The organism is Acidomonas methanolica (assembly GCF_004346035.1).
Classification (GTDB): domain Bacteria; phylum Pseudomonadota; class Alphaproteobacteria; order Acetobacterales; family Acetobacteraceae; genus Acidomonas; species Acidomonas methanolica.
The window spans coordinates 348,453-371,665 of sequence record NZ_SLZN01000001.1 but is presented as its reverse complement, the minus strand read 5'-3'; the positions used below and the strand labels follow the sequence as shown (position 1 = coordinate 371,665).

21 protein-coding genes and 1 tRNA gene are annotated in these 23,213 nt (G+C 66.1%); 8 read left to right on the top strand and 14 right to left on the bottom strand.

All coding sequences use genetic code 11. From position 1 onward, the window contains the following. Window positions 1-39: 39 nt before the first annotated feature. From EDC31_RS01770 to EDC31_RS01745, 7 genes are read right to left on the bottom strand one after another with little or no spacing between them, the layout of a single operon-like run. A complete protein-coding gene (locus EDC31_RS01770) occupies window positions 40-393 on the bottom strand; it encodes a phage baseplate assembly protein (protein WP_132126876.1) in 354 nt (117 codons plus the stop codon). Window positions 394-397: 4 nt separating this feature from the next. Beyond that, window positions 398-949: a phage baseplate assembly protein V gene (locus EDC31_RS17600; protein WP_165920194.1), complete on the bottom strand. Its 552-nt coding sequence runs from the start codon at window positions 947-949 to the stop codon at window positions 398-400. Beyond that, window positions 949-2,325 (bottom strand): phage baseplate assembly protein, encoded by a 1,377-nt coding sequence (locus tag EDC31_RS17595; protein WP_042060987.1) that lies wholly within the window; start codon window positions 2,323-2,325, stop codon window positions 949-951. Before EDC31_RS17595 ends, EDC31_RS17600 begins: the two co-directional genes overlap by 1 nt. Then, on the bottom strand, window positions 2,322-3,539 hold the full coding sequence (locus tag EDC31_RS01760; RefSeq protein ID WP_052512141.1) for a RodZ family helix-turn-helix domain-containing protein: 1,218 nt from the start codon (window positions 3,537-3,539) through the stop codon (window positions 2,322-2,324). The genes EDC31_RS17595 and EDC31_RS01760 overlap by 4 nt, the downstream gene beginning before the upstream one ends. Continuing rightward, a complete protein-coding gene (locus tag EDC31_RS01755; protein ID WP_042060990.1) occupies window positions 3,536-3,811 on the bottom strand; it encodes a helix-turn-helix transcriptional regulator in 276 nt (91 codons plus the stop codon). The genes EDC31_RS01760 and EDC31_RS01755 overlap by 4 nt, the downstream gene beginning before the upstream one ends. Beyond that, window positions 3,808-4,707, bottom strand: coding sequence for a ParB N-terminal domain-containing protein (locus tag EDC31_RS01750; RefSeq protein WP_052512143.1), 900 nt, complete (start codon window positions 4,705-4,707; stop codon window positions 3,808-3,810). The genes EDC31_RS01755 and EDC31_RS01750 overlap by 4 nt, the downstream gene beginning before the upstream one ends. Further along, window positions 4,704-5,021, bottom strand: a complete 318-nt coding sequence (locus EDC31_RS01745; protein ID WP_042060993.1) for a helix-turn-helix domain-containing protein — start codon at window positions 5,019-5,021, stop codon at window positions 4,704-4,706. Before EDC31_RS01745 ends, EDC31_RS01750 begins: the two co-directional genes overlap by 4 nt. 280 nt (window positions 5,022-5,301) lie before the next feature. Between EDC31_RS01745 and EDC31_RS01740 the strand changes: the two genes are divergently transcribed. The 4 genes from EDC31_RS01740 (at window position 5,302) to EDC31_RS01730 (ending at window position 7,578) form a co-directional block, all read left to right on the top strand. Continuing rightward, window positions 5,302-5,952: an XRE family transcriptional regulator gene (locus tag EDC31_RS01740; RefSeq protein WP_158310351.1), complete on the top strand. Its 651-nt coding sequence runs from the start codon at window positions 5,302-5,304 to the stop codon at window positions 5,950-5,952. Then, window positions 5,949-6,707, top strand: coding sequence for a hypothetical protein (locus EDC31_RS01735; protein ID WP_132126874.1), 759 nt, complete (start codon window positions 5,949-5,951; stop codon window positions 6,705-6,707). Before EDC31_RS01740 ends, EDC31_RS01735 begins: the two co-directional genes overlap by 4 nt. Window positions 6,708-6,997: 290 nt before the next feature. Continuing rightward, the gene (locus tag EDC31_RS18330) at window positions 6,998-7,120 is read left to right on the top strand and encodes a hypothetical protein (RefSeq protein WP_261753668.1); all 123 of its coding nucleotides are present in this window, start codon (window positions 6,998-7,000) and stop codon (window positions 7,118-7,120) included. A 107-nt stretch (window positions 7,121-7,227) separates the two neighbouring features. Beyond that, a complete protein-coding gene (locus tag EDC31_RS01730) occupies window positions 7,228-7,578 on the top strand; it encodes a hypothetical protein (RefSeq protein WP_132126873.1) in 351 nt (116 codons plus the stop codon). Between the two features lie 84 nt (window positions 7,579-7,662). Here EDC31_RS01730 and EDC31_RS01725 read toward each other — a convergent pair whose 3' ends face one another. Further along, complete coding sequence (locus tag EDC31_RS01725) at window positions 7,663-8,934, bottom strand: TolC family protein (RefSeq protein WP_243697786.1); 1,272 nt, start codon at window positions 8,932-8,934, stop codon at window positions 7,663-7,665. A gap of 196 nt (window positions 8,935-9,130) precedes the next feature. Between EDC31_RS01725 and EDC31_RS01720 the strand changes: the two genes are divergently transcribed. After that, a complete protein-coding gene (locus tag EDC31_RS01720) occupies window positions 9,131-11,197 on the top strand; it encodes a GAF domain-containing protein (protein ID WP_042061001.1) in 2,067 nt (688 codons plus the stop codon). 173 nt (window positions 11,198-11,370) lie between these two features. Here the strand turns inward: EDC31_RS01720 and EDC31_RS01715 are convergent. Then, a tRNA-Arg gene (locus EDC31_RS01715) sits at window positions 11,371-11,447 on the bottom strand. A 200-nt stretch (window positions 11,448-11,647) separates the two neighbouring features. Further along, window positions 11,648-12,679 (bottom strand): alpha/beta hydrolase, encoded by a 1,032-nt coding sequence (locus EDC31_RS01710; protein ID WP_042061004.1) that lies wholly within the window; start codon window positions 12,677-12,679, stop codon window positions 11,648-11,650. Window positions 12,680-12,801: 122 nt separating this feature from the next. On the opposite strand from EDC31_RS01710, the gene polA reads away from it, so the two are divergent. Both polA and EDC31_RS01700 read left to right on the top strand, forming a co-directional pair. After that, window positions 12,802-15,552, top strand: a complete 2,751-nt coding sequence (polA, locus tag EDC31_RS01705; RefSeq protein WP_042061006.1) for a DNA polymerase I — start codon at window positions 12,802-12,804, stop codon at window positions 15,550-15,552. A gap of 104 nt (window positions 15,553-15,656) precedes the next feature. After that, complete coding sequence (locus EDC31_RS01700; RefSeq protein WP_042061011.1) at window positions 15,657-16,298, top strand: SCO family protein; 642 nt, start codon at window positions 15,657-15,659, stop codon at window positions 16,296-16,298. Between the two features lie 110 nt (window positions 16,299-16,408). On the opposite strand, the gene EDC31_RS01695 is transcribed toward EDC31_RS01700, so the two are convergent. From EDC31_RS01695 to EDC31_RS01680, 4 genes are all read right to left on the bottom strand, one after another. Continuing rightward, window positions 16,409-16,999: a hypothetical protein gene (locus EDC31_RS01695; RefSeq protein ID WP_042061014.1), complete on the bottom strand. Its 591-nt coding sequence runs from the start codon at window positions 16,997-16,999 to the stop codon at window positions 16,409-16,411. A 62-nt stretch (window positions 17,000-17,061) separates the two neighbouring features. Beyond that, the gene (locus tag EDC31_RS01690) at window positions 17,062-17,787 is read right to left on the bottom strand and encodes a 2OG-Fe dioxygenase family protein (protein WP_239641734.1); all 726 of its coding nucleotides are present in this window, start codon (window positions 17,785-17,787) and stop codon (window positions 17,062-17,064) included. Between the two features lie 4 nt (window positions 17,788-17,791). Then, window positions 17,792-19,027 (bottom strand): bifunctional glutamate N-acetyltransferase/amino-acid acetyltransferase ArgJ, encoded by a 1,236-nt coding sequence (gene argJ / locus EDC31_RS01685; protein WP_042061018.1) that lies wholly within the window; start codon window positions 19,025-19,027, stop codon window positions 17,792-17,794. A gap of 144 nt (window positions 19,028-19,171) precedes the next feature. Next, the gene (locus EDC31_RS01680) at window positions 19,172-20,113 is read right to left on the bottom strand and encodes a peptidylprolyl isomerase (protein WP_042055493.1); all 942 of its coding nucleotides are present in this window, start codon (window positions 20,111-20,113) and stop codon (window positions 19,172-19,174) included. Between the two features lie 287 nt (window positions 20,114-20,400). On the opposite strand from EDC31_RS01680, the gene secA reads away from it, so the two are divergent. Next, entirely contained in the window at window positions 20,401-23,184 is a 2,784-nt protein-coding gene (gene secA, locus EDC31_RS01675) for a preprotein translocase subunit SecA (RefSeq protein WP_042055490.1), read from the top strand. Window positions 23,185-23,213: the final 29 nt, after the last annotated feature.

The following is a 23,213-nucleotide window of genomic DNA, read 5'->3' as shown; positions in this document are numbered from 1 at the left end:
GGCGCGGGGCGCGTCATGGTGCGAGAGCGCACCACCCCGTCAGTCCTGCGGCTTGCCCGTCAGATCGCCGCCCTGCTGGACATTTCCATGCACGTGGGATTGCAGGCTGATCTGCCCGGCGACGACATCCTCGGTAGCGGTGATGGTGCCCTGAACCTGCACGCCCGACGCCGTCACCGTCAAGACGGGCTGCCCCGCCACACGCACCACCATCTGCTGCGCCGCATCCACCTGCACGATCGCGCCGGCCTTGAGATAGACAGCCTGCCCGAGCCGGTCGTACAGGACCGTCTCTCCCTCGGCCAGATCGCCCATCCGCGCCACGGAGGGATTATGCGCCACCAGCGCGACCAGGTCGGACGGATCGCCGCCATTGGCGAACACATGCACCACCCCGTCAGTCCTGCGGCTTGCCCGTCAGATCGCCGCCCTGCTGGACATTTCCATGCACGTGGGATTGCAGGCTGATCTGCCCGGCGACGACATCCTCGGTAGCGGTGATGGTGCCCTGAACCTGCACGCCCGACGCCGTCACCGTCAAGACGGGCTGCCCCGCCACACGCACCACCATCTGCTGCGCCGCATCCACCTGCACGATCGCGCCGGCCTTGAGATAGACAGCCTGCCCGAGCCGGTCGTACAGGACCGTCTCTCCCTCGGCCAGATCGCCCATCCGCGCCACGGAGGGATTATGCGCCACCAGCGCGACCAGGTCGGACGGATCGCCGCCATTGGCGAACACATGCACGACGGCGCCATCGAGCGGCACGTGCGAGCCGAACCCGAACGGCTGCGCCCACTCCACCTGCGCACGGACGATCCCGTAATGCGTTCGCACCGTCAGCATCTGCGACGCGCCGGTATCGTCCACCGCCGTCACCACCCCGCGCAGGATCTGCGTGCGGAGGAGCTGATGCAGATGATCGAGGTGATCGTGAATGTCCTCCATCAGCCGCGTCCCAGCATCGAGCGCGCGGTGAGATGGCGTGATTTGCGCGCGCCCGGCTTGCGATGATCCTCGTCTCCCGTCAGATCGTAGACGTCCGGATCGACGACCGAGATCCGCGTCTCGTATCCCTCCGGCGCTGCGGCCCAGGTCACCGCGCCGATCAGCATCGTCTGGTCGATCCCCGAATAGCTGTCCGACACCGCGACGAGCTGATTCGGCAGCCAGAGATCGCCGGACGCGGTGGCGAGAGAGGGCACGACATAGATCCGCGCCGTGGTGTTCGCCCGGCTGGAGCGCATCCGCCATTGCGCCTGATCCTGCAATGTCCACGGGTCCGACGCCTCGCGCGGCTTCGTCCGCTTGCGCCGCATATGCCGCGTGCCGCCATGATAGGCGGCCCATGCCGGGATCTGCACGCCGGAGAGTCCCCGCGTGCCGGCATCGAGCGCGGGATTGCCGCTCTGCTGGGTCGCGACGGAGCCGCCCGACTGCGTGGCGCTCATCCAGGCGCGGGGCCGATACCGTGTCACCGCCGGGTCCACGCAGTGACCATAGCGGCACGACGCCGCCTCCTCGACCGAGGTATTCGACGGGGACGCGCCGGACCGGGACGGGATCGCTTCCAGTGGCGCGGAGCCCGCTTTAAGCGTGGCTTGAGCCGGTCTTAGCTGGCTTCTGAACTGCCCTTTGACATAGACGTCGGAATAGCGCCCGCGTCCCGACATGCGGACATCGATCGCGCGGACATTGCCCGGAAAGCTCAGCGCCTCGGGCGCCTGCGTCGTGCCGCCCTGCGTCAGCACGATGCCGCCCACGCCGTCGCTCGTGACCAGGACCCCGCGCTGGCGGGTGTGTTTCTCGATCGCCCCCATCACGGTGTCACCCTGATCGAGCGCCACCAGCGTGAACGGCGCTCCGGTCTCCACCTGCCGGTCCAGCGTGATCCCGAAGGGCTGCGTCAGCGTGCCCACGAGGCTCTCCAGCCGGATATTGCGATACTCGCCCGGCCCGATCGGATTGACGGAGCAGTCCACGAGATCGCCGGTGACGTCCCTCCCGGTGATGATCGCCGAGGCCGAATGCTCGTCGGCGCGCAGGAGCACGTCGTCCACCCATCCGCGCAGCACCACCTTGCCCGCCACGAGGATTTCCACCGGGTCGCGATCGCGGATCGCCGCCATCTCGCCGAGGCCGTCATCCGCATCCGCCCCGAGCAGCGCGTCCGAGCGCGCCACGTCGAGATATTCGATGCGGAACGAACCGGCGATATCGGCCAGATCGCGGCCGACCTCGCAGTGGGTCCATGTCGTCAGCACGCGCCCGGCGATCCGCACCGTCACCGGCCGGGAGGAGGTCGACGCGGCGCTTTCGCTCACGACGTCAGGTCCAGCACATCGAGCGCGCCTGGTCCCGCCAGCGCCGGGTGAATCAGATCGTTGCGCGTCACCAGATCCTCCATGACCGTCTCGACATCCGACGGCGCATCGCCCGCCACGGCATAGGCGACGAGCCACGCGCTGACCTGCGCGCCGAGCGTCACGGAGATCACCGCCGGCAGGCGTCCGATCCGGTCCGAATAATCGGCGATCACCGCAGTGCGCAGATCGCGCAGCGCACCCCACATCCGGGACATGGCGAAAGCGGCCCCGAGCGCCGCCGCGTTCTCGATATCGGTCCCCAGCGCGTCGATCGCGTCCAGCAGCGCATCGCGCCCGCTCATCGCATCCTGTTGACTGACATAGGTGACGGAAGCAGCGCTCGCCACGGCCTGCGTCACCGCCATGAGCCGCGCGATCACCCCGAGCCCCAGCACCGATGACGGCGCCGTGCTGGTGTCCGACAGCGTGGCGGCCGCATCGCCGAGCTGCACTGCCCCCGAGAGGAGCACCGTGGTGACGGCCTGCGGATCGGCTGTCAGGGTAACGCCGTCGGCCACCTGTGCGCTCGGCGCGATCGCCGCCGTATCGCTGGTGGCCGAGGCATTCGCAAGCGCGGCCGGGACGCCGGCCAGTGCTGCCGACACCGCATCCGCATAGGTCGTATCGCTGTTGGTCGCAGGCGCTGTCACCCCGGCCGCCAGCGTCGCCTGCGCACTCGACGCAGCATCCTGCACGGGTTGCGCGCTGTCGGAGATCAGCGCGTCCCACACCCCGGACGCCTCGGACAGCATCCCTGAAACCGCTCCCGCCAGCGCCACGGGAATCGCCAGCGGGGAGAGGATCGTCTGGCAGGCGAGAATGCCCTGATCAACGAGCGCATCCGCAGCCGTCAGCGCATGCGTGAGACTGTCGGAGATCGCGGCGAACAGGCCGCCGGCGCTGCTCTCCTCCGGGTCGCGGTAAAACGCGGCGGTGAACCGCGCCATGCGGATTTCGCCGTCGGCGAAGGAAAACTCCGCAGGCTCGGCCATCCGGTCGGCAATATCGCGCCGCGACCGCCCGCAGGTGTCGAGCGTCACCGAGATCGCCCGCGCCAGACGTCCAGCCCGGCTGTTCGCCCGGATCAGCACATCATCGTAGGCGACCACCGTGTCCGGTCCCTGCCAGTCGAGGAGATCGAGCTGCTCGCGCGACTGGATCGTCCGGGTCATGGCGTCACCGCCCGCAGAGCGCCATCTGCCTGCAGGAACCCGATCAGCTCGTCAGCGGAGAGATCGAGCGCCCAGATCAGATCGAGAAACGACGTCAGCCGCATGCCGCACTTCCCCCGTTCCCAATCGCCAATGAGTGGAGCGTCCTTCCCCACCAGGCTGCCGAGCTGCCCCTGGGTGAGTCCTCGCTTCCCGCGAATTTCACGAATGAACTCCCCGACCATCAGTGCCGTGGCCCGATTCCGGTGTTCATCCTGCATGACCTCCGTCATGCAACCTCACTCTCCCGGACAAATCCGGGCAGATGCGGCGCAAGGAAATCGACGATCATCTCCCGCTGATACGCGGAGCCCTTCGTCCACGCCGCCTCGAATGCCACGGCAGGCATCTGCCCTGCGGCATGCTCGACGATCGTCTGCTGCTCTTCCGGATCGCATTTGCGGAAGAAGGCGAGGAATTTCTCCAGCTTCCCCGGCTCCGGCGGTACGGGCAGCTTCCTGATCTGCCGGACGATCTCCTTCACCTGCCGAACACCGGGCCACTGCACGACGAAATCCGCGACCTTCCGCTGCATCTCCGGCACCTCCTTGGCCAGCGCATCCAGTTGCGAGCCGCTCTCGGCCAGCCACGTCCCCGCGATTTTTTCGCGCACATCCGGCGAAATGCTGCTAAACCGGGCCAGCGAGCGTCTCAAAGTGCTGGCGTCGACACCGAGCTTCTGGGCAGTCGCCTCGGTGAAGGAGGGGATCAAGTGTGCAAGCGTGCGCGCTTGATCCGACTTCCGATCGCCCCCATGCTTCGCCTCGGGATGCAGCTCCTCGTACACGCGCTTGCGCTCGGCCAGGAATACGGCCCGGTCCAGCGCCGACAATTCGCGGCGGCACAGGTTCTCGTCGATCTCCAGCAGCTTCGCCTGAAGATCGTCGGCCTTCAGCACGATGGCGAAGATGCTGTCCAGGCCTGCCAGGAATACGGCCCGGATGCGATGCGCTCCCGCGATCAGCGCATAGGGCTTCTTCCCGCGCCCCTTCTGCTCGCGCACCTCGATCGGCGTCCGCTGCCCGTGCTCCATAACGGAGGCAGCGATCACCTGCGCCCAATCGACGTCCACGGCGCGCAGCCGGTCGCCGAGCTCGATATCGGCCAGCGATATCTCGATGACGTTCATGCCGCGACCTCTTTTCTACGGTGATCGACAGCGATCGCGGCGGTAGGAGTCCGGTCGACCCGCAACGAGACAGGAGTGCCGTCCGGATGAAAGCGCGCAGGCCAGACCTCATGAGGCGACATGCCCAGTTCCTCGGCAATCGCCAGTTCGACCGGCACGGAATATCCGGGCGTGGAAAGTGTCTGCGTTACCGCGTTCGGATTCCGGCCGAGATGGATGGAAAGCGCCCGGAGCGTGCCCCACTTCTTGCGCAACACGGCGCGGATATCCTCCACATGCATCCCCGGATGCATTTCACGTGGCTTTTGTGCCATAAGTGACCTCCTCAAACGGGCGGTGGCTGCCGCCCTTTTTCTGATCCCCGCGCCGTAGCTTCCGCTAGGCCCACAATTCGATAGGGAACGAACGTGAGAATACAGCACATTTCAGCTGATACAACTTATAAAAGTTGTTTCCCACTTCTTTTGAGAAGAACATCTGTGGATAAGCCGGTTTTTGGTTTATTTAACAATCGATTATATGAGTTGAGTGCGTCCGATGCCTGACTTCCCAGTTCCGGTTCCGAACTGGGAAGAGTTGGGAGGCCCTGAAAGAGTGCGGATTGCGGTCGAAAAAGGTGGTGGCTACACCGCAGTCGTGCGGAACTCCGGCATTTCCCAGAGTTCTCTCAACGAGTATCTGAAGGGGCGCACCCTCCGCGTAGATACAGCTCTCCGATTAGCGGCTGCCTGCGACGTGTCGCCGCAATGGCTGATTTTCGGTGTCGCCGACATCGACAGCCCTCGATTGGGTGACTCCTCTCCCGAAGGAGTTCTTGTCCGTGTCTATGACGAAGCGGAAGCCAGCGCCGGTCACGGTTCTCTGGGACTTGACACGCCTCAGCCGCGTCAAGTCTCGATTTCGCGGCATTTTCTTGAGGATTTGGGGCTACAGCCGAAGCACACGATCATCCTCAAGGTGCGCGGCGACAGTATGGAGCCGACGCTCGCAACGGGCGATCGTGTCCTCGTTGACACCTCTCCCCGCAGAATGCTGGCCGCCGTAACCCTGTTTGTTTCCAATGGGATGCTGATGGTCAAGCGGCTTTCCCCAACCGCTACGGGCACGATCAAGATCATCTCTGACAACAATCGGTATCCGCCCGAGGAAATCCCCATAACAAAATTCCGCTGGGGTCAACCGGATGATGACGACACCATCACAATAATAGGCCGCGTCGCCTACAGATTGCAGGCGCTTTCATGAGCAAGAAGCAAACGTCTGAATTTATTAGGAAATTTTCGGCTATGATGATCGTCGCGCCGTTTGTCGTGATCGGCGCTCCGCTCCTGCTCGCTATATTTTTTCTGTCCGAACACGCGAAGCCTGTCGCAGCCGCGCCGCCACAGCCGCTGCCCTTCTTGCCGCCGCCGCAAGCCACGTCCCAAGGCGCGCCCCGCCACGCGGAAACGCAGCCGCTGTCCGATCCACCTTCAGTAGCGCCAGAACCGCAGAATAAAGATACGGTCGAATACTCTCCACCTATAGTCAATGCCGGCAAAGCCCAGAAATACGCCGAAGAAGCAAAAGCCTTTCTAGGGAGATGCTATACGTGGGGAGGAATGAAGGGATGCATGCAACACCAGGACAGATTTGTTAGGCAATACGTCAACGCGCTCGCAGGAGACTACAAGGCGCAGAATGACATTCTTTTTGATTTTATTGCGGGCCGGCACGATCCTGACGGAGGCAGAGGCGGCGCAGTTGTGTCCAACATGCTTCAAGCGTGTGCGTGGAGCGCGGTGATCGCGGCGAGCGGTTCGCCCTATGTCACCCAAAACGACCTGTCGACGATGGTGCTTTATTGCTCATACCTCAGACCGATAGATCTAGCCGCCGCGAAAGAGCGGGCTAGGGTCATCGCTACTATTATCGCCAGCCGACGTGTCCATCCCATCGCCGTCCCGCAGATCGAATATGACCCTCGGAGCGGCCTGGATGAGCAATCCGCCGACAAATAAAACAGTATTGCTCCGTTTAAGACGTCCCTAAACCATTCTCAGACGGCGCTTCATCTTTCCGCGCATGCTGCAACGCACGTTGTCCCGTTGTCCGCATTCCACTGCAACATCCCTGTCTCGCCCAGGAGGCAGCATGCGATTGCCTTCGGGTCGTTAGGGCACGGAAAATCGCGGAAAACCGCCACTCGCGTCCCACGAAGGCCCGCATCGTCCCGGTCAATCCCGCACTTTCCAGTTCTGCAATTCTCATTGTCCCCATACAGCGCGCTTCGTCGGAGCCGGTTGCGCGCATGTCCACGGCAGGGATGAGCGTCCGGAGCGCCGACCGGCTCGGCTCAGGCGGGGATTGCGTGGACACGGGGCCCGGTGCGAGGAGCGCCGCGCAGGCGCTGCCTCCCGTGCTGGTCGTATGAACGACAGGGGCGGATGTGCCGTTCGACGTCATGGTGACCGTCCGGGTGCAGGAGGCGCCCCGCCCGCCGATGCTTACCGCGCTGAAGGTTTGCCAGGCGACGCCCTCATGGCCCGTGCTTCCGTCGCCGCTCTGGTCTTGCGCCACCGGCATGGCGCGCCGCTCTGCGTTCAATTGCGCCGCCATCTCGTTGTCGGCCGCTTCCATGATCGCCATTTCCCGCGCCATCATGCGGTCGAGCGCAGCGAAAACGGCAAGATCGGTATCGGGGAGGCTGGAGATCGGCGCGGCTTCAGGCGAGGGGATCAGGACGCCGATCTGATGGCCACTGGCGTCGATGACGCGCAAACCCTCCTGTGCCTGTGCCGGAAGCGCGGCTGCGCTGAGAATGAGTGCGGCGATCGCGGCGCCGGACCGGACACTTTGACGAAAACGCATGTGCAGATCCTCCGTATCTGATGATGCAGTGTCGGATGACGGGCAGAACATGGGGTGTGGAAAACAGGGCGACAAGGGATGGAAAACGGCGTCCGGAACAGCCTGCTAGGGAAGCTCGTCCGCCATCAGGATCATCCGCACCAGCGCGACGCGCCAGACTACCTCGGCGCGCGCGGCGCGCATCTGTGCGTCGAGCGCCATGCGGCGGGCGCGGAGTGCCTCGATCAGCGAGGTTTCGCCCACACGCCAGGCATGGTCGAGCTGGTTGGCGCGGTCGTCGAGCGCGCCCTGGCTGGCGCGCGTGCTCTTGAGCAGTTTCAGGGCGGCGACGAGCTGGGCGCGGGTGCTGGCATATTCGAGCCGCACCTTGCGTTCGGCCAGCACGGCGTCGCGTTCCGCCAGGCCAACCAGCTTGGCCTGTTTCATCAGCATCGGCGTGTTGCGCGCGGCGCTGGGCAGCGCGACGGTGAATTGCGCGCCCACCTGCGTGTCCCACGGGCTGCCGTACTGGCCCTGTTTCGTGACCATCAGCCCGACCTCGGGAGCGGGTATGTAGGAATGGGCGGCAACCTCGTAGGACGCGTGCGCCGCGCGGGTCGCGGCGGCGGCGAGAAGGATGCGGGGGTCGTGCTCCGGGTCCAGCTTCACGCCGCGCGCCGTGAGGACATGGCCGTCGAGCGCCATGAGGTCTGGAATGTCCTCGCTGCCCGTCAACGTGCCGAGTTCGGCGCGGGCGGTTTCTATATTCTGCTCCGTATCGGCGATCCGGGCGTCGAGGTCGGCTTTCTCGCCCGCGACGGCTTCCTGGTCCGTGGTGGGACTTTCGCCGACGGCGACGGCATGGCGCGTGTCGTGTTCGATGCGCGCGAGGAGCGTGTCCGCCGTCCGCAGCGAGTCCAGCTCGCGCCTGAGCAGGGTGGCGGTCCCGGTGACGTCCAGCACGCGGATGGCGGTGGCGAGATGAGCGACCTTCTGCGTGGCGCGGGCCATTTCGGCGTCGGCGAGCGCGTTCTTGACGGTCGCCGTTCCCTGTCCCGGCAGCCAGAGCGGGAGCATGATCGTGCCCTGATAGGTGGTGTAGCCGATATTCGTGCCGATGAAATGGTCGTCCTGATACTGGCCGTTCAGGATGGGGCCGCTCGGGAACCAGCTATCCGTGTCGCGCGCCGTGCGGCTGGCCGCCATCTCGTCCACGCGGGCCGAGCGGGCGTTGGGGTCCTGCCCCCAGGCGGTCGTGATGGCGTCGCGCAGGCTTGTCGCCGCGGCGGGCGGGGAAAGAACGCCGCAGACCATGACCATCGCCAGGGCGCCTGTCCAGCCTGTCGCCCGGCCTGTCATGCGACTCGCCGCGACGACGCCGGGGCCCAGCTCAATCATGATGCGGACGAAATTTAGTCATTGAAAAGTCTCGATCATATCGTTCTGTCGCAGAGTTGGGATTATGCGACAGGAGGACGCTGAATGTCCAATTCGGGACCGCTGTGAAAAAGGCGTCAATCAAACGTGGCCTGCGCGTCATCCGGTCTGTATAATGCCGGGGATGGACGGTGTCGAGCACTCTAAGAGTCAGATCATGTTGCGTCCGCCTGAGGCGACACCACGTGTGAACGATCTGGCGCGACTGGAGACGCTCGCACATTACCATGTGCTCGACACGCCGTCGGAGCAGGAATTCGACGATCTCACCGCGCTTGCCGCCATGTTGTGCGACGCGCCCACGGCCCTGATCAGCCTGGTGACGGGGCAGCGGCAATGGTTCAAGGCGCGGCAGGGGTTCGAGAGCGCGGAAACGCCGGTCGCGCATTCCGTCTGCGCCTGGGTGGTGGAGACGCGCGCCGCCGTGGAAATTCCAGATCTGCTTCTGGATGGGCGGACGCGGACCAATCCCTATGTGACCGGGACGCCGAACCTGCGCTTCTATGCCGGGGAACCGCTCGTCGCGCCGGACGGGGAGGTGCTGGGCTCGTTCTGCGTGTTCGACACGGCGCCGCGCCCCGGCGGGCTGCGCAAGGAGCAGCGCGCCGGGCTGGGGATGCTGGCGCGGCAGGCGATGCGGTTGCTGGAAGCGCGACGGCTGATTCTGCATCAGAGGGACTGCCTCGTCCTTCAGGCGCGGGTGAGCGCCGAGGTCGAGGCGCGCGCGGAGGCGCTGGCCGCGGCACAACGTGACATCCTGCATCGCTATCGTGTGGTGGAAGAGGCCAGCGCGGCCGGGCGCGTCGGCACGTTCGAGATCGACGTGTTGCGGAACGTCGCCTATCCCTCGGCCCTGACCTGCCGCCTGTTCGGCCTGCCCGTGGTCGAGTCCTGTTCCGTGCGGACCCTTATCGAGCGGATCGTGCCCGAGGATCGCAACCGGGCGTCCTCTCTGGTGAGCCGCCGGCTGGGGACGGGGGTGCGATCGGCGGAATACCGCGTGAAACGCGCCGATACCGGCGAAACGCGATGGCTGGCGCGGGACAGCGCCTTCGTGCGGGACCGGGACGGGGTCGTCATCCGGATGGTCGGCACGTTTCAGGACGTGACGGCGGAGAAGGAGGCCAATGCCCGGCTCGAGGCGCTGGTGACGCTGGGCGACGTGCTGCGCGAGGCGGAGAATGTCGAGGCTGCCTTGCAGGCGAGCATTCCTTTGCTGGGAACGACGCTCGACGCGATGCGCACCGGGCTCATCACCTTCGATCATCCGCCCGGTGATCATCCGTCGGGGGATCATCCGTCCGGGCAGTTCGTCGTGGCGCATGAATGGGTGCGCGAAGGGGTCAGACCGACGGCCGGGCGTCATGATCTCGCACCGTTCGCCGAGATGACGACGAGTCTGGAGGCGGGGCGAATCCTGGTGGTGGATCGCGCGGACGCCGTCGCGACGGCGACGCAGAGGGAGATTCTGCGCGCCTGCGGAATCGGCGCGTTCGTGGTCGTCCCGGTACTGCTCCATGGCGTGCTGGAAGGCGGGCTCTTCATGCATCACGCCGAGCCCCATGTCTGGAGTATCGACGAGGTCAATTTCATCGAGGCTGTGGCCGATCGTCTGCAGGCCGCGGTGGCCATCGCGCGGGAGCAGGAGCAGCGCGAATTCGTGGCGCGGGAGATCGCGCATCGCTTCAAGAACACGCTCGCCGTCGTGCAGGCTCTCGCGCGGCAGACCCTGCGCGGCGCCAACGAAAAGGCGCTGGTTTCGGTCTTCGAGCGGCGGCTGATGGCGCTCGCGGCGGCGCATGATTTGCTGTTCTCGCAGGAATGGCGCGACGCCGCGCTGAGCGGGCTGGTCAGGCAGGTTATCGGCGCATTGGGGATGGCGGCGCGGGTGGAGATCGACGGGCCGGATCTGGCGTTGGGGGCGGATGCCTGCACGGCGCTGTCACTCGTGCTGCACGAACTCTGCACCAACGCGATCAAATATGGTGCGCTCTCCAACGCCACCGGGCGCGTGCGCGTGTGGTGGGTCGTGCGGGACGGCGAACTTGCCCTGACCTGGGAGGAGCATGGCGGCCCCGTCGTGAGTTGCCCGGAGCGTAGCGGGCTGGGCTCGCGGCTGATCCGCGCGGGCTTCGGCGGGACGAGCCGGGCGGAGGTGGAGTATCCGCCGGAGGGGTTGCGGGCGTGCTTTCATGCGAACATGGCGGAGATCCGCGCGCGCTGAGAAAGTGTTTCACACGCCTCGCAACAGATGCGCGAGATACTCGATCAGCAGACGCAGGGAGAAGCCGCCCAGTCGGCGGCGTCGCGCTTCGCTTACGGCGCGGTCGTGTTCAGTGTCGCTCATGGGAGCAGCCTCCGCTTCGCCCGCAGGAAACAGCCGTCGATTTGGGAAACTGGCGGACCCGACACGATTCGAACGTGCGACCTTCGCCTTCGGAGGGCGACGCTCTATCCAGCTGAGCTACGGGTCCAATGCGCCTCTCTTAGCCAATCCTCGCGGCGGACGCTACCCCCCTTCCGGGCGGGACGACGCCCAAAGGGAAAGTTGGCCCATTCGTTCCTGCGCCGCAGCCGCATAGGACAGAATCGGGTTGTGCGAAGGAGTGTGGATCGCCTTGCCGATTCTTTCCGGAATGACGAGCGCCTTTCCGAATGAAGGACAATCATTCCCTCAAGGTCGGCTCGCCATCCAGGCCGCGGCGGCTGCGTCGCCGCCGGAAGGGAGGAAGGTGTCGGGATGCTCGATCCAGGCGATGACGTCGCGCGTGACGCGTGCGCCGTCGCGGTCGCGGAAGAGCAGGTGATGGCCGCCGCGGATCAGGTCGCGCCGCGCCTGTGTCGGCAGGGCGCGCCAGAAGGCGGCGGTGGCGGCGGGCGGGACGAGCTGGTCGGCGTCGCCATAGACGGCGAGAATCGGCGGGCGGGCATGGGGAGCGTCCGCGAAGGCCGCCGCCATCAGATCGACCAGACCGCGCAGGGAGTGAAGCTCCGCGCCGTGCAGGGTCAGCGGATCGAAATAGAGCCGACGCAGGGCGGCGATATTGTCGGTCGGCACCACATGGACGGGCGAATTCCGCGCATCGAAACGCCAGTGCGGGGCCAGCCCGTCCATCAGAGCCAGCGTGGCGCGTGTGGCGGAGTCGAAGCGCCAGATGGCGGGGGCGAGGAGGATCGTCCCGGCGAGGGGCGGCGCGCCAGGGGTTTCGATCACCCGCAAGGCGATCGCGCCGCCCATGCTTTCCCCCGCCAGATAGAGCCGCAGGGCCGGAAAGCGGGCGTGGAGCCACGCGGCTTCCTCCCGTGCGTCCTGCACCATGCGGCGCGTCCCGGCCCAGCCGCCGCGATCGGGCGCCGCGCCGAAGCCCCGCTGGTCCGGCGCATAGACGGCGAAACCGGCGCGGGCGAGAGACGGCGCGATCCACTCCCAGGCGTCGCGGCTGTCCCCGAAGCCGTGCAGGGCGAGAATCACCGCGCGCGGCTCCGGCCCGGATGACGCGCGCGCAGGCCAGACGCGGACGGGAATATGCGCACCGTCCGACAGGGTGAGCGTCAGGGCCGGCGGGATGAGCGCGTCCTCGCCCGGCTTCGGCGTCGGGGGGGCCGTCGGGGCGCGTGTGCAGGCCGCGAGCAGGGGAAGGACGGCGGACACCAGGCGAAGGAAGGATCGGGTGCGTTTTGAAAGCGGCGGGTTTAGGCCTATCATCCGGGCAGTATCCGCCGGAGACGCGCCGGGGCCAAGGGCCCGCGCGAAAGTCTCCGCCCTGCCATATCGGGAGTCGCCTTTGCCGTTCCGCCTGTTTCCGCCCGTTATCGAAGAGTCCGGGCATGAGTGACGCGCCGCATCTGGTGCTGGTGGACGGGTCGGGCTTCATTTTCCGCGCCTTCCATGCCCTGCCGCCGATGAGCAGCCCGGACGGCACGCCGGTCAATGCGGTGTTCGGCTTCACCAATATGCTGGCGCGGTTGCTGCGCGAACATGTCGGCTCCCATCTGGCGGTGATCTTCGATGCGGGGCGCAAGACCTTCCGTAACGAGATCGACCCCCGTTACAAGGCCAATCGCCCGGAACCGCCGGAGGATCTGATCCCGCAATTCGCGCTGATCCGCGAGGCGACGGCGGCGTTCGGCGTGCCGGGGATCGAACTGGCGGGCTGGGAGGCGGATGATCTCATCGCCTCCTATGCGGCGGTGATGGAGAAGGAAGGTGGCCGCTGCACCATCGTCTCCTCCGACAAGGACCTGATGCAGTTGATCGGGCCGCAGGTGGAGATGCTGGACCCGATCAAGCAGAAGCCGATCCGTGAGGAGGAGGTGCTGGCGAAGTTCGGCGTGACGCCGGGCAAGGTCGTTGACGTTCAGGCACTGATGGGCGACCCGACCGACAACGTGCCCGGCGTGCCGGGCATCGGTCCCAAGGGCGCGGCGCAACTCGTGGCGGAATATGGCGATCTGGACGCGATTCTCGCCGCCGCGCCCACCATGAAGCCGTCGAAACGCCAGCAGGCGCTGATCGAGCATGCCGGGGACGCGCGGCTTTCGCTCAGGCTGGTGACGCTGGTTCGCGACGTGCCGCTGCCGGAGCCGGTCGAGGCGCTGGCGGTGCGGGCGCCGGACCCTGCGGCCTTGTTCGGCTGGTTGCAGCGGATGGGGTTCCACTCCGTCATCCAGCGCATGGGGCTGACGGGAATTCCGGCTCCGGTTCCGGCTGCGCCCGTTTCCGGGGATGGGGCCGGGGATGCGCCCGGGGATGCGGCCACCTTCGGTCCCTATGAGACGATCACCACGCTCGACGCGCTCGATCGCTGGATCGAGGCGGCCGGTCGGGCCGGGCGTTTCGCACTGGATACGGAGACGGACAGTCTGGACGCACGGGTGGCGACACTGGTCGGCCTTTCGCTGGCCACCGCGCCCGGCAAGGCGGCCTATGTCCCCCTGCGGCATGAAGGTACGCTCGAACATCCGGCCGGACGGCAGCTCGATCCGGCGCAGGTGCTGGACCGGCTGAAGCCGCTTCTGGCGGATGAATCGGTGCTGAAGATCTTCCAGAACGCGAAATACGATCTGCTCGTCTTCGCGCATGCGGGGATCGAGACGATCGCGCCGATCGACGACACCATGCTGCTGTCCTACGCCCAGTCCGCCGGGGAACACGGGCAGGGGATGGACGAACTCTCGGAGCTGCATCTCGGGCACAAGCCGATTTCCTATGGCGAGGTGACCGGCACGGGGCGCAATCGCATTCCCTTCGCGCAGGTGCCGGTGGACCGCGCCACCGACTATGCGGCGGAGGACGCGGATGTGACGCTGCGTTTGCGCGATGTGCTGTTGCCGGGCTTGCGGGCGCGGAAATCCGTCGCGGTCTATGAGATGCTGGAACGTCCGCTCGTGCCGGTTCTGGCGGCGATGGAGCAGATCGGCATCAAGGTGGACGGCGTGGAATTGCGGCGGCTTTCCGCCGATTTCGCCGCCCGGATGGGCGAGATGGAGATCGCGATCCATACACTGGCCGGGCGGAGCTTCAATCTCGGCTCGCCCAAGCAGCTCGGCGAGATCCTGTTCGACGAGATGAGTCTGCCCGGCGGCAAGCGCGGCAAGACGGGGGCATGGGGAACGGATTCCTCCGTCCTGCAGGAACTCGCCGATGCGGGGCACGAGCTTCCGGCGCGGATTCTCGAATGGCGGCAACTCGCCAAGCTGAAATCGACCTATGCCGACGCGCTGGTGGAGCAGATGGACCCGAAGACCGGCCGGGTTCACACCTCCTTCCAGATGGCGGCGACCACGACCGGGCGACTCTCCTCCAACGATCCGAATCTCCAGAACATTCCCATCCGCACGGAGGAAGGCGGCCGCATCCGCCGCGCCTTCATCGCCGAGGCCGGATATGTTCTGCTGTCCGCCGATTATTCGCAGATCGAATTGCGGCTTCTGGCGGATGTGGCGCAGATTCCCCAGCTTCGCGAGGCCTTCGCGCTGGGGCAGGACATCCATGCCCGCACCGCGTCGGAGGTGTTCGGCATTCCCATCGAGGGGATGGACCCGCTCATCCGCCGCCGGGCCAAGGCGATCAATTTCGGCATCATCTACGGGATTTCCGCGTTCGGACTGGGGCGGCAACTGGGCATTCCGGCGGGCGAGGCGCGGCGGTATATCGACACCTATTTCGCCCGTTATCCCGGCATCCGCGAGTATATGGAACGCAAGCGCGAGGAGGCGCGGGCGCAGGGTTACGTCACCACGCCCTTCGGGCGGCGCTGCTATGTGCCGGGGATTCGCGAGAAGAACAGCGCCCGCCGCGCCTATGCCGAACGGCAGGCCATCAACGCGCCATTGCAGGGCGGCGCGGCGGATGTCATCAAACGCGCGATGGTCCGTCTGGCGCATGTGCTGCCGGAATCCGGTCTCGACGCGCGGATGTTGCTCCAGGTGCATGACGAACTGCTGTTCGAGGTGCGCGAGGATCAGGCGGATGCGCTGGGGACACTGGTGAAGGCCGAGATGGAAGGGGCGGCCAGCTTCGCGGTGAAGCTGGAGGTCGAGACCGGAATCGGCGCGAACTGGGCCGAGGCGCACTGACGCGGCGCAGTGACGGGGCGCACCGCCGGGGCGCAGTGACGGGACGCGTCGTGGACGCATGTTGAAATCCTGCCTTTCCAGGCGGCGGGAAAAGAAAGAACGGGATGAGATTTTTCAACGGAAACTGGAAGCGCAAGCTGTTCGCCCCATGGACCGGCCGGCGCGTGCTGTTCTTCGCCGTCCTGCTGGCCGTCGCGCTCGGCTGGCTGTCCTTTCGCGCGGTCGATCGTCTCGGGATGCCCGTCCGCACGGGGACTAACGAGATCGGCGGGTCGTATCGCCTCATGACGGTCAGCGACGACACCGTGACGGAGGGAGATTTCCTCGGACGCTGGACGCTGATCTGGTTTTTCGACACGTCCTGCCCGCGTTCGGTCTGTGTGCCGAAGCTGAATGTCATGAGCGAGACGGTGCATGATCTGGCCGCCGCGCATATTTCCGCAGCGGCGCTGGCGGTCACGCTGGACCCGATGCATGATGATTCGGACAGGTTGAAGAGCTACGTGCTGGGAACCGCGCCGGAGGTGCGCCCGCTGACGGCGGCGCCGCGCGTGATCGAGAACATGGCGCGGGAATTCCATGTGCCCGACGAGATGATCACGGCGGCGGACGGCGCGCGCTACCATCGGCCCGCTCCGCGGATCGTCATCATGGACCCGCAGGGACGTTATGCCGGAACGGTGGATGCGGACGTGCAGGCCGCCGCGCTTGAGGAACGGATCCGCACGCTCGCCGGACGACACTGACGCTCCGGCGGCGTGTCATGGGTGATCGCCCGTAAGCGCCGCCCGGCGTGCCCATCGGAGATCGGCGGACATAGCGCCACCGTTACCTTCGGTCGCGCCGGTCCCTGCTGTCAATCGGGTTTCCGGCCCGGTTTCCGGTCGTTGGCATCGGCCCTTTTCTGATGGGCTTCGATGGACTGGCGCAGGTCGCCGATCGGTGCGGCGGGCATCGTGTCCTGATAGCTCGATCCGTTCCAGATCCATTTGTCGTTGTCGCTGATCAGCAGGTCACGCATGCCCTTATGGCTGGTCGGCAGGATGGAGATTCTGCCGCTGACCGAATCCAGAACGGTTTTCCACTGTGTGTCGTGCCGCAGATAGACCGAGGTGGAGCAACCCGCCGAACCGCAGAGGCGGGCGGATTGAAGCTGGACGAAGAGAGCGATGTCGCCGCGTGTGGCGGAGAGCGGCGCCGAGGCGATCAGCACCGTCGGCATGTCATGATGGGCTTTCGCGTCGGCCAGGTCGTCGGCGCTGAGTTCTCGGGCCCGCGCGTCGAGTTCCGTTCCCGGATGTTCCGCGAGGATCACCGGCTGGGCGCGCGAGGCGCCGCCTGCACCGTGCGCATGATGGCGCGTGGCGGCTTGTCCCGCGGATAACAGGGGCGTGGACAACAGGGGGAAGAGGGCGGCGAGAATGGGGAAGCAACGCGCGGGCTGCATCGGCTTGGTGACTCCTGGTCTGCTGGACGGGGCGGGAACGTCGCATTCCCGGTTTGCGTTTCCTATTCGTGCCGAAGAGTGACGACCAGGACGTCGCGATGGGCCGGGCGGGAGGGATCGACCGGCTCGACGGCGGTGACGCCGTGATAGACGCGGTGATCGTCCACGATGGCGGTGTCCATCGGTCGTTCCAGCGTGAAGGAGCCTAGGGTGCGGCGTTGCAGGTCGTGGATGGTGGTTTCGCCCGAGCGGACGTTCTCGCGCGCGACCATGAGGACGAACACCCAGTCCACCCCGTCGCGATGCATTCCCTCGGGCGTGGGGTGGCCCCTGTTGTCCGGGCGGGCCTCGATGCGGAACTGATGCACCTCGGCATGCCAGGATTCGGGGCGCTCCGGCTCTGGCGTGAGATCGGTGGCTACGTCGCGGGCGAGACGAAGGATCGCGCGCAAGGCCGGGTGATCGCCGATCCTGTCTTCGATCGGGCCGAACCAGCGCTCGATTCCGCCATTCAGCAGATTGTAATCGCGACTTTGATAATGGGGCTGGTGGCGCTTGCGGGTGATGTCGCCGTTCTCGCGCAGGGACCATGTGGCGTAGCGGCGGCGGCGATAGCGTCCGCCGTCGGCCATGTAGCGGTCCAGCCCGAGGCGGTTCCAGCTCGCCGCGAAACCGTCCCAGTCGTCCAGGCCGAAACGTTGCAGCAGCGGCCCCATCTCCCCGGCGCGGACGAAGGCGAAACCGTTCTGTTTCAGGGCGTCTTCGAACGACAGGGAGGCGTTCGTCATGGGATCAACTCCGGTAGGAGCCATTGATGTCGATATAACCATGGGTCAGGTCGCAGCTCCAGATGGTGGCGCGCCCGTCGCCGAGGCCCAGATCGACCTCGATGACGATGTCCTGCCCCTTCATATGGGCGATGACCGGCGTTTCGTCATAGCCTTCGACCACTGTGCCCTTCGCCGCGATCACCGTGCCGCCGATGGCGACGGAGAGCCGGTCGCGGTCGGCCGGTTCTCCTGCCTTGCCGACGGCCATGACGATGCGGCCCCAGTTCGCGTCCTCGCCCGCGACGGCCGTCTTGACCAGCGGGGAATTGCCGATCGCCATGGCGACGCGATGGGCGGACCCGTCGCTGACCGCGCCCCTGACGGTGATCGTCATCATCTTGCTCGCGCCTTCGCCGTCGCGCACGACCATGATGGCGAGTTCGGTCAGCACTTCGCCCAGCGCGGCGGCGAAGTCCGCGAGGGCCGGGTCGTGCGCATCGCCGACCGGGGCGTTTCCGGCCTTCCCGGTGGCGAAGAGCATCAGCGTGTCGGAGGTGGAGGTGTCGGAATCGACCGTGATCGCGTTGAAGCTGCCGCGCACGCCGCCCTCAAGCAATGCCTGGAGCACGGGGGCGGGGAGGGCGGCGTCGGTGGCGACATAGGCGAGCATCGTCGCCATGTCCGGGGCGATCATGCCGCTGCCCTTCGCGATGCCCTGGATCAGGACCGTCACGTCGCCGATCCGGGCCTCGCGGCGGGCGGCCTTGGGGAAGGTGTCGGTCGTCATGATGGCGCGAGCGGCGGCTTCCCACCCGTCCATGCGCAAGGCGGACGTCAGCGCGGGCAGGGCGGCCACGATACGGTCCGCCGGGAGTTTTTCGCCGATCACGCCGGTCGAGGCGAGAAAGATTTCGGATGGCGCGCAGCCCAGGGCGCGCGCGGCGGCGGCGGCGGAGGTCTCGACCGTCTCGACCCCCGCGCGGCCCGTGAAGACATTGGCGTTGCCGGAGTTCACGAGCAGGCCGCGCGCCGTACCGCCCGGAAGCCGGGCACGGCACCAGTCGATCGGGGCGCCGGGGCATTTGTTGCGGGTGAACACGCCCGCGACCGTGGTGCCGGGAGCGAATTCCATCAGCATCAGATCCGTCCGCCCCTTGTAGCGGATATTCGCCTCCACCGCGCCGAGGCGGAGCCCCGCGAGCGCCGCAAGCGGCGGCAGGGGAAGGGCGAGGGGCGAGGGGGCGAAAGTCTTGGCCATGCGGGTCTTCCCTGCGTCATTAGGCGGCGATGCGCGCCGGATCGTGCGGGAATGACAATGCATGGCGGGAGGGGAAAATCCAGCCCCTCCCGCGGGTCGTTCCGAAAGCGGCCCGACAGGTGCCTGTTGCAGGCGTCGGGACGGTTACGGCTTGGCTGCCGGGGCTGCCGGGGCCGCCGGAGCGGGCGTGTCGGCCACCGGCTTGCCCTGAGCGTCGTAGTGGACGATCTTCACCTCGGATTTCGCCTGGGCGACGACCTTGCTGACATCCTCGCGCACCAGTTCCTGACGGATCTGGTCCTTGACCTGAGCCAGCGGCGGAACCGGGGCGGGACGCGAGCCGAGCACCTGAATGACATGATAGCCGTACTGCGTCTTCACCGGCGTCTGGCTGATGGTGTTCGGCTTCATGGCGAAGGCGGCGTCGGAGAAGGCGGGGAGCATGTCGCCCTTCTTGAACCAGCCGAGATCGCCGCCGCTGGCGCCCGACCCCTTGTCGGTCGAGAGCTTCTTGGCGAGGGTGGCGAAATCCGCGCCCTTCTTCAGCTGGCTGATGATGTCCTTCGCCTCGGCCTCGGTGGCAACGAGGATATGACGGGCGTGGATTTCCACTTCGCCTTTTTTGGATTCATATTCCGACTTGTACCGCGCCTCGATCGCCGCGTCGGTGATCAGGGGGGTGACTTTCTGCTGAAGATAGGCGTTCTGGAGCGCGGTGTTCGCGGCGTGCTCCATGGCTTCCTTCACCTCGGGCTGGTTCTGGACGCCTTCCTTGCGGGCGACGATCTCGATCGCTTTCTGGTCGATGAGCTGGTTCACCAGCAGCCCGATCAGTGTGTCCTGGGGAATCTGGCGGGCCTGCGGCGGCAGGTTGACGGCGGCCTTGCGCACGTCGTCCAGATGGATGTCCTGTCCATTGACCGAGGCGATCAGCGGATTCATGTTTTCAGGCGCGGCTGGTTTTCCCGGCGCGGCGGCGGCGCTCTTCGCCGTGGGGGCCGAAGCGGGAGCGGCAAGAGCAGGAAGGGACGCGAGGGCGCTGGTGAACAGGGCGGCGCAGGCAAGGGCCGGGCGGGTGAACCGCATGAATTCTACCTCTAGCAAATCGGGAGATGGCGCGCACCATGACGCACCCGGCGCGCCGGAGCAAGGGCGGCCATGCTCAAGAACGGGTGTCGGGCCTGCTTTTTTTGACGCGTTCCGCCGATGTGTTTCGCGGGACGGGGCATGAAGTGCGGGAGTTCAGTTGACCGGACGGGGGCGCGGTCTTATCTCCATCCACGCGCGGAAGCTCTCTGACGGCATATGGCGGGCCGTGTTTGGGAGTGTCGTGGCAGTCCTTCGCCAATCCCGCGCCCGTCAGAAGGTTTGAGATGTTCGCAGCCCTTGCCCGCGCTCTTTTCGGCACCTCCAACGAACGTTCGCTGAAAGCGTATCAGCGGCGCGTGCCCGAGATCAATGCGCTCGAACCCGCCATCCAGGCACTGGACGACGCGGCGCTCGCGGCCAAGACCGTGGAGTTCCGCCAGCGTCTCGAGGCGGGAGAGACGCAGGACAAGCTCTTGCCGGAGGCGTTCGCCGTCTGCCGGGAGGCGTCGCGCCGCGTGCTGGGCATGCGGCATTTCGACGTGCAGCTCATCGGCGGCATGGTGCTGCATGCGGGGCGCATCGCGGAGATGCGGACGGGCGAGGGCAAGACGCTGGTCGCGACTCTGGCGGTCTATCTGAGCGCGCTGGCGGGCAAGGGCGTGCATGTCGTCACGGTGAACGACTATCTGGCGCGCCGCGACGCCGAGGAGATGAGCCAGCTTTACGGATTCCTCGGGCTGACGACCGGGGTGATCGTACCGAACATGATGGATGACGACCGGCGCGCGGCCTATGCGGCGGACATCACCTACGGCACGAACAACGAATTCGGCTTCGACTATCTGCGCGACAACATGAAATACACGCTGGCCGAGATGGTGCAGCGGCCGTTCTATCATGCGATCGTGGATGAGGTGGATTCGATCCTCATCGACGAGGCGCGCACGCCGCTCATCATTTCCGGTCCCGCGGAGGACAGTTCCGATCTCTACCGTTCCGTGGACGAGGCGGTCGCGCGGCTGGTGCGCGAGGAAGGCGTCTATGAGAAGGACGAGAAGCTCCGCACCGTCATCCTGACCGAGATCGGCTCCGAGACGATCGAGGAGATCCTGCGCGAGGCCGGGGTGCTGCATGAGGGCGGGCTCTACGATGTGCACAACATCGCCGTCATGCATCATGTCCAGCAATCCCTGCGCGCACACACGCTCTTCCAGCGCGATGTCGATTACATCGTGCGCGGCGGGAAGGTCATCATCATCGACGAGTTCACCGGCCGCATGATGGACGGGCGGCGCTATTCGGAAGGTCTGCATCAGGCGCTGGAAGCCAAGGAGCATGTGGAGATCCAGCCGGAGAACCAGACTCTCGCCTCCATCACCTTTCAGAACTATTTCCGCCTCTATCCCAAGCTCTCCGGCATGACCGGCACGGCCATGACCGAGGCGGACGAGTTCGCCGAGATCTACAATCTGGACGTGGTGGAGATTCCGACCAACCTGCCGGTGCAGCGCAAGGACGGGGACGACGCCGTCTACATCACCGCGAAGGAGAAGTTCGAGGCGGTGGCGGATCTGATCCAGGAGATCGGCCGGACCGGCCAGCCGATTCTCGTGGGCACCACCTCGATCGAGAAGAGCGAACTGCTGTCCAGCCTGCTGACGTCGCGGGGGGTGAAGCACAGCGTGCTGAACGCCCGGCTCCACGAGATGGAGTCGCAGATCATCGCGCAGGCGGGCGCGCCGGGGGCGATCACCATCGCCACGAACATGGCCGGGCGCGGGACGGACATCAAGCTGGGCGGCAATGCCGAGATGTTGATCCGCCAGCAGCTTGAGGCGATCGAGGAAGAAGCCGCCAAGGAGGCGGCGGTGCTGGAACTGCGCGAGGAGATCGCCCGCAACCATCACGAGGTGAAGGAACTCGGCGGGCTGTTCGTCATCGGCACCGAGCGTCACGAGAGCCGCCGCATCGACAACCAGTTGCGCGGTCGATCAGGGCGTCAGGGCGATCCGGGCGCGTCGCGTTTCTTCCTGTCGCTGGAAGACGATCTGATGCGGATCTACGGCGGCGAGCGCATGGCGTCGCTATGGACGAAGATGGGCGTCAAGGAGGGCGAGGCGATCATCCATCCCTGGCTCAACAAGGGCCTGGCGAACGCGCAGAAGAAGGTCGAGGCCCGCAACTTCGACATGCGCAAGAACGTTCTCAAATATGACGACGTCATGAACGACCAGCGGAAGGAGGTCTACGCCCAGCGCCGCGAATACATGGCGATGGACGATGTCTCCGGCATCATTCAGGAATTGCGCGAGCAGGCGATCGAGGAGGCCGTGCATGCGCGGATTCCCGAGAAGGCCTTCGCCGAGGCCTGGGAGAGCGCGGAGCTTGAGGAAGACCTGTTCCGGCTGCTGAACCTCCGGCTTCCCGTTCAGGACTGGGCCAGCGAGGACGGGATGGACGCCGAGATGGTGATCCAGCGCGCGGAGGAGGCCGCGGCCCAGGCCCAGGCGGCGCGGGCGGCCAATATCGGCCCCGACATCATGCGCCATATCGAGAAACAGGTGCTGCTGACCACCTTCGACGGCGTCTGGAAGGAACATCTGCATGCGCTCGACCAGCTTCGCCAGGGCATCGGCCTGCGCGCCTATGGGCAGCGCGATCCGCTGAACGAGTACAAGCAGGAGGCGTTCCAGTTGTTCAACGTCATGCTGGACGACATGCGCAACCGCGTGACGGTCACGATGTCCCGCTTGCAGGTGATGCACGAGCCGCCGCCCGTCCTCGCGGAAGACGTGGCGGCGGCCACGCCGCGCGGGGAACTGTCGTTCGCGGGGGCGTCCTTCGGGGCCGAGTCTCCGTACGCGACGATTTCGGGGCCGCCCGGATTCGAGCGCGTGACGCCGGCCGAACTGCCGGGCGGCGTGCCTCTGACGCCGGTCACGGGAACGCTTCCCGGCGCGACGACCGAGGCGGAACTGCACGGCATGATGGCGGAAACGCCGCGCAACGCGCCGTGCCCGTGCGGCTCGGGGAAGAAATTCAAGCATTGTCACGGCCGGCTGGCCTGAAACCGGCCCCCGCGGGGGCTTGATCGCAA

Bases quoted from the DNA above. Each gene is read 5' to 3' on its own strand.
- EDC31_RS01720 (WP_042061001.1), top strand. From the start codon at position 9,131: ATGTTGCGTCCGCCTGAGGCGACACCACGTGTGAACGATCTGGCGCGA.
- EDC31_RS01735 (WP_132126874.1), top strand. From the start codon at position 5,949: ATGAGCAAGAAGCAAACGTCTGAATTTATTAGGAAATTTTCGGCTATG.
- EDC31_RS01700 (WP_042061011.1), top strand. From the start codon at position 15,657: ATGAGATTTTTCAACGGAAACTGGAAGCGCAAGCTGTTCGCCCCATGG.
- EDC31_RS01695 (WP_042061014.1), bottom strand. From the start codon at position 16,999: ATGCAGCCCGCGCGTTGCTTCCCCATTCTCGCCGCCCTCTTCCCCCTG.
- EDC31_RS01760 (WP_052512141.1), bottom strand. From the start codon at position 3,539: ATGACCCGGACGATCCAGTCGCGCGAGCAGCTCGATCTCCTCGACTGG.
- secA (WP_042055490.1), top strand. From the start codon at position 20,401: ATGTTCGCAGCCCTTGCCCGCGCTCTTTTCGGCACCTCCAACGAACGT.
- EDC31_RS01755 (WP_042060990.1), bottom strand. From the start codon at position 3,811: ATGACGGAGGTCATGCAGGATGAACACCGGAATCGGGCCACGGCACTG.
- EDC31_RS01750 (WP_052512143.1), bottom strand. From the start codon at position 4,707: ATGAACGTCATCGAGATATCGCTGGCCGATATCGAGCTCGGCGACCGG.
- EDC31_RS01725 (WP_243697786.1), bottom strand. From the start codon at position 8,934: ATGATTGAGCTGGGCCCCGGCGTCGTCGCGGCGAGTCGCATGACAGGC.
- EDC31_RS01690 (WP_239641734.1), bottom strand. From the start codon at position 17,787: ATGACGAACGCCTCCCTGTCGTTCGAAGACGCCCTGAAACAGAACGGT.
- EDC31_RS18330 (WP_261753668.1), top strand. From the start codon at position 6,998: ATGTCCACGGCAGGGATGAGCGTCCGGAGCGCCGACCGGCTCGGCTCA.
- EDC31_RS01745 (WP_042060993.1), bottom strand. From the start codon at position 5,021: ATGGCACAAAAGCCACGTGAAATGCATCCGGGGATGCATGTGGAGGAT.
- EDC31_RS01710 (WP_042061004.1), bottom strand. From the start codon at position 12,679: ATGATAGGCCTAAACCCGCCGCTTTCAAAACGCACCCGATCCTTCCTT.
- argJ (WP_042061018.1), bottom strand. From the start codon at position 19,027: ATGGCCAAGACTTTCGCCCCCTCGCCCCTCGCCCTTCCCCTGCCGCCG.
- EDC31_RS17600 (WP_165920194.1), bottom strand. From the start codon at position 949: ATGGAGGACATTCACGATCACCTCGATCATCTGCATCAGCTCCTCCGC.
- EDC31_RS01680 (WP_042055493.1), bottom strand. From the start codon at position 20,113: ATGCGGTTCACCCGCCCGGCCCTTGCCTGCGCCGCCCTGTTCACCAGC.
- EDC31_RS01730 (WP_132126873.1), top strand. From the start codon at position 7,228: ATGGCCCGTGCTTCCGTCGCCGCTCTGGTCTTGCGCCACCGGCATGGC.
- polA (WP_042061006.1), top strand. From the start codon at position 12,802: ATGAGTGACGCGCCGCATCTGGTGCTGGTGGACGGGTCGGGCTTCATT.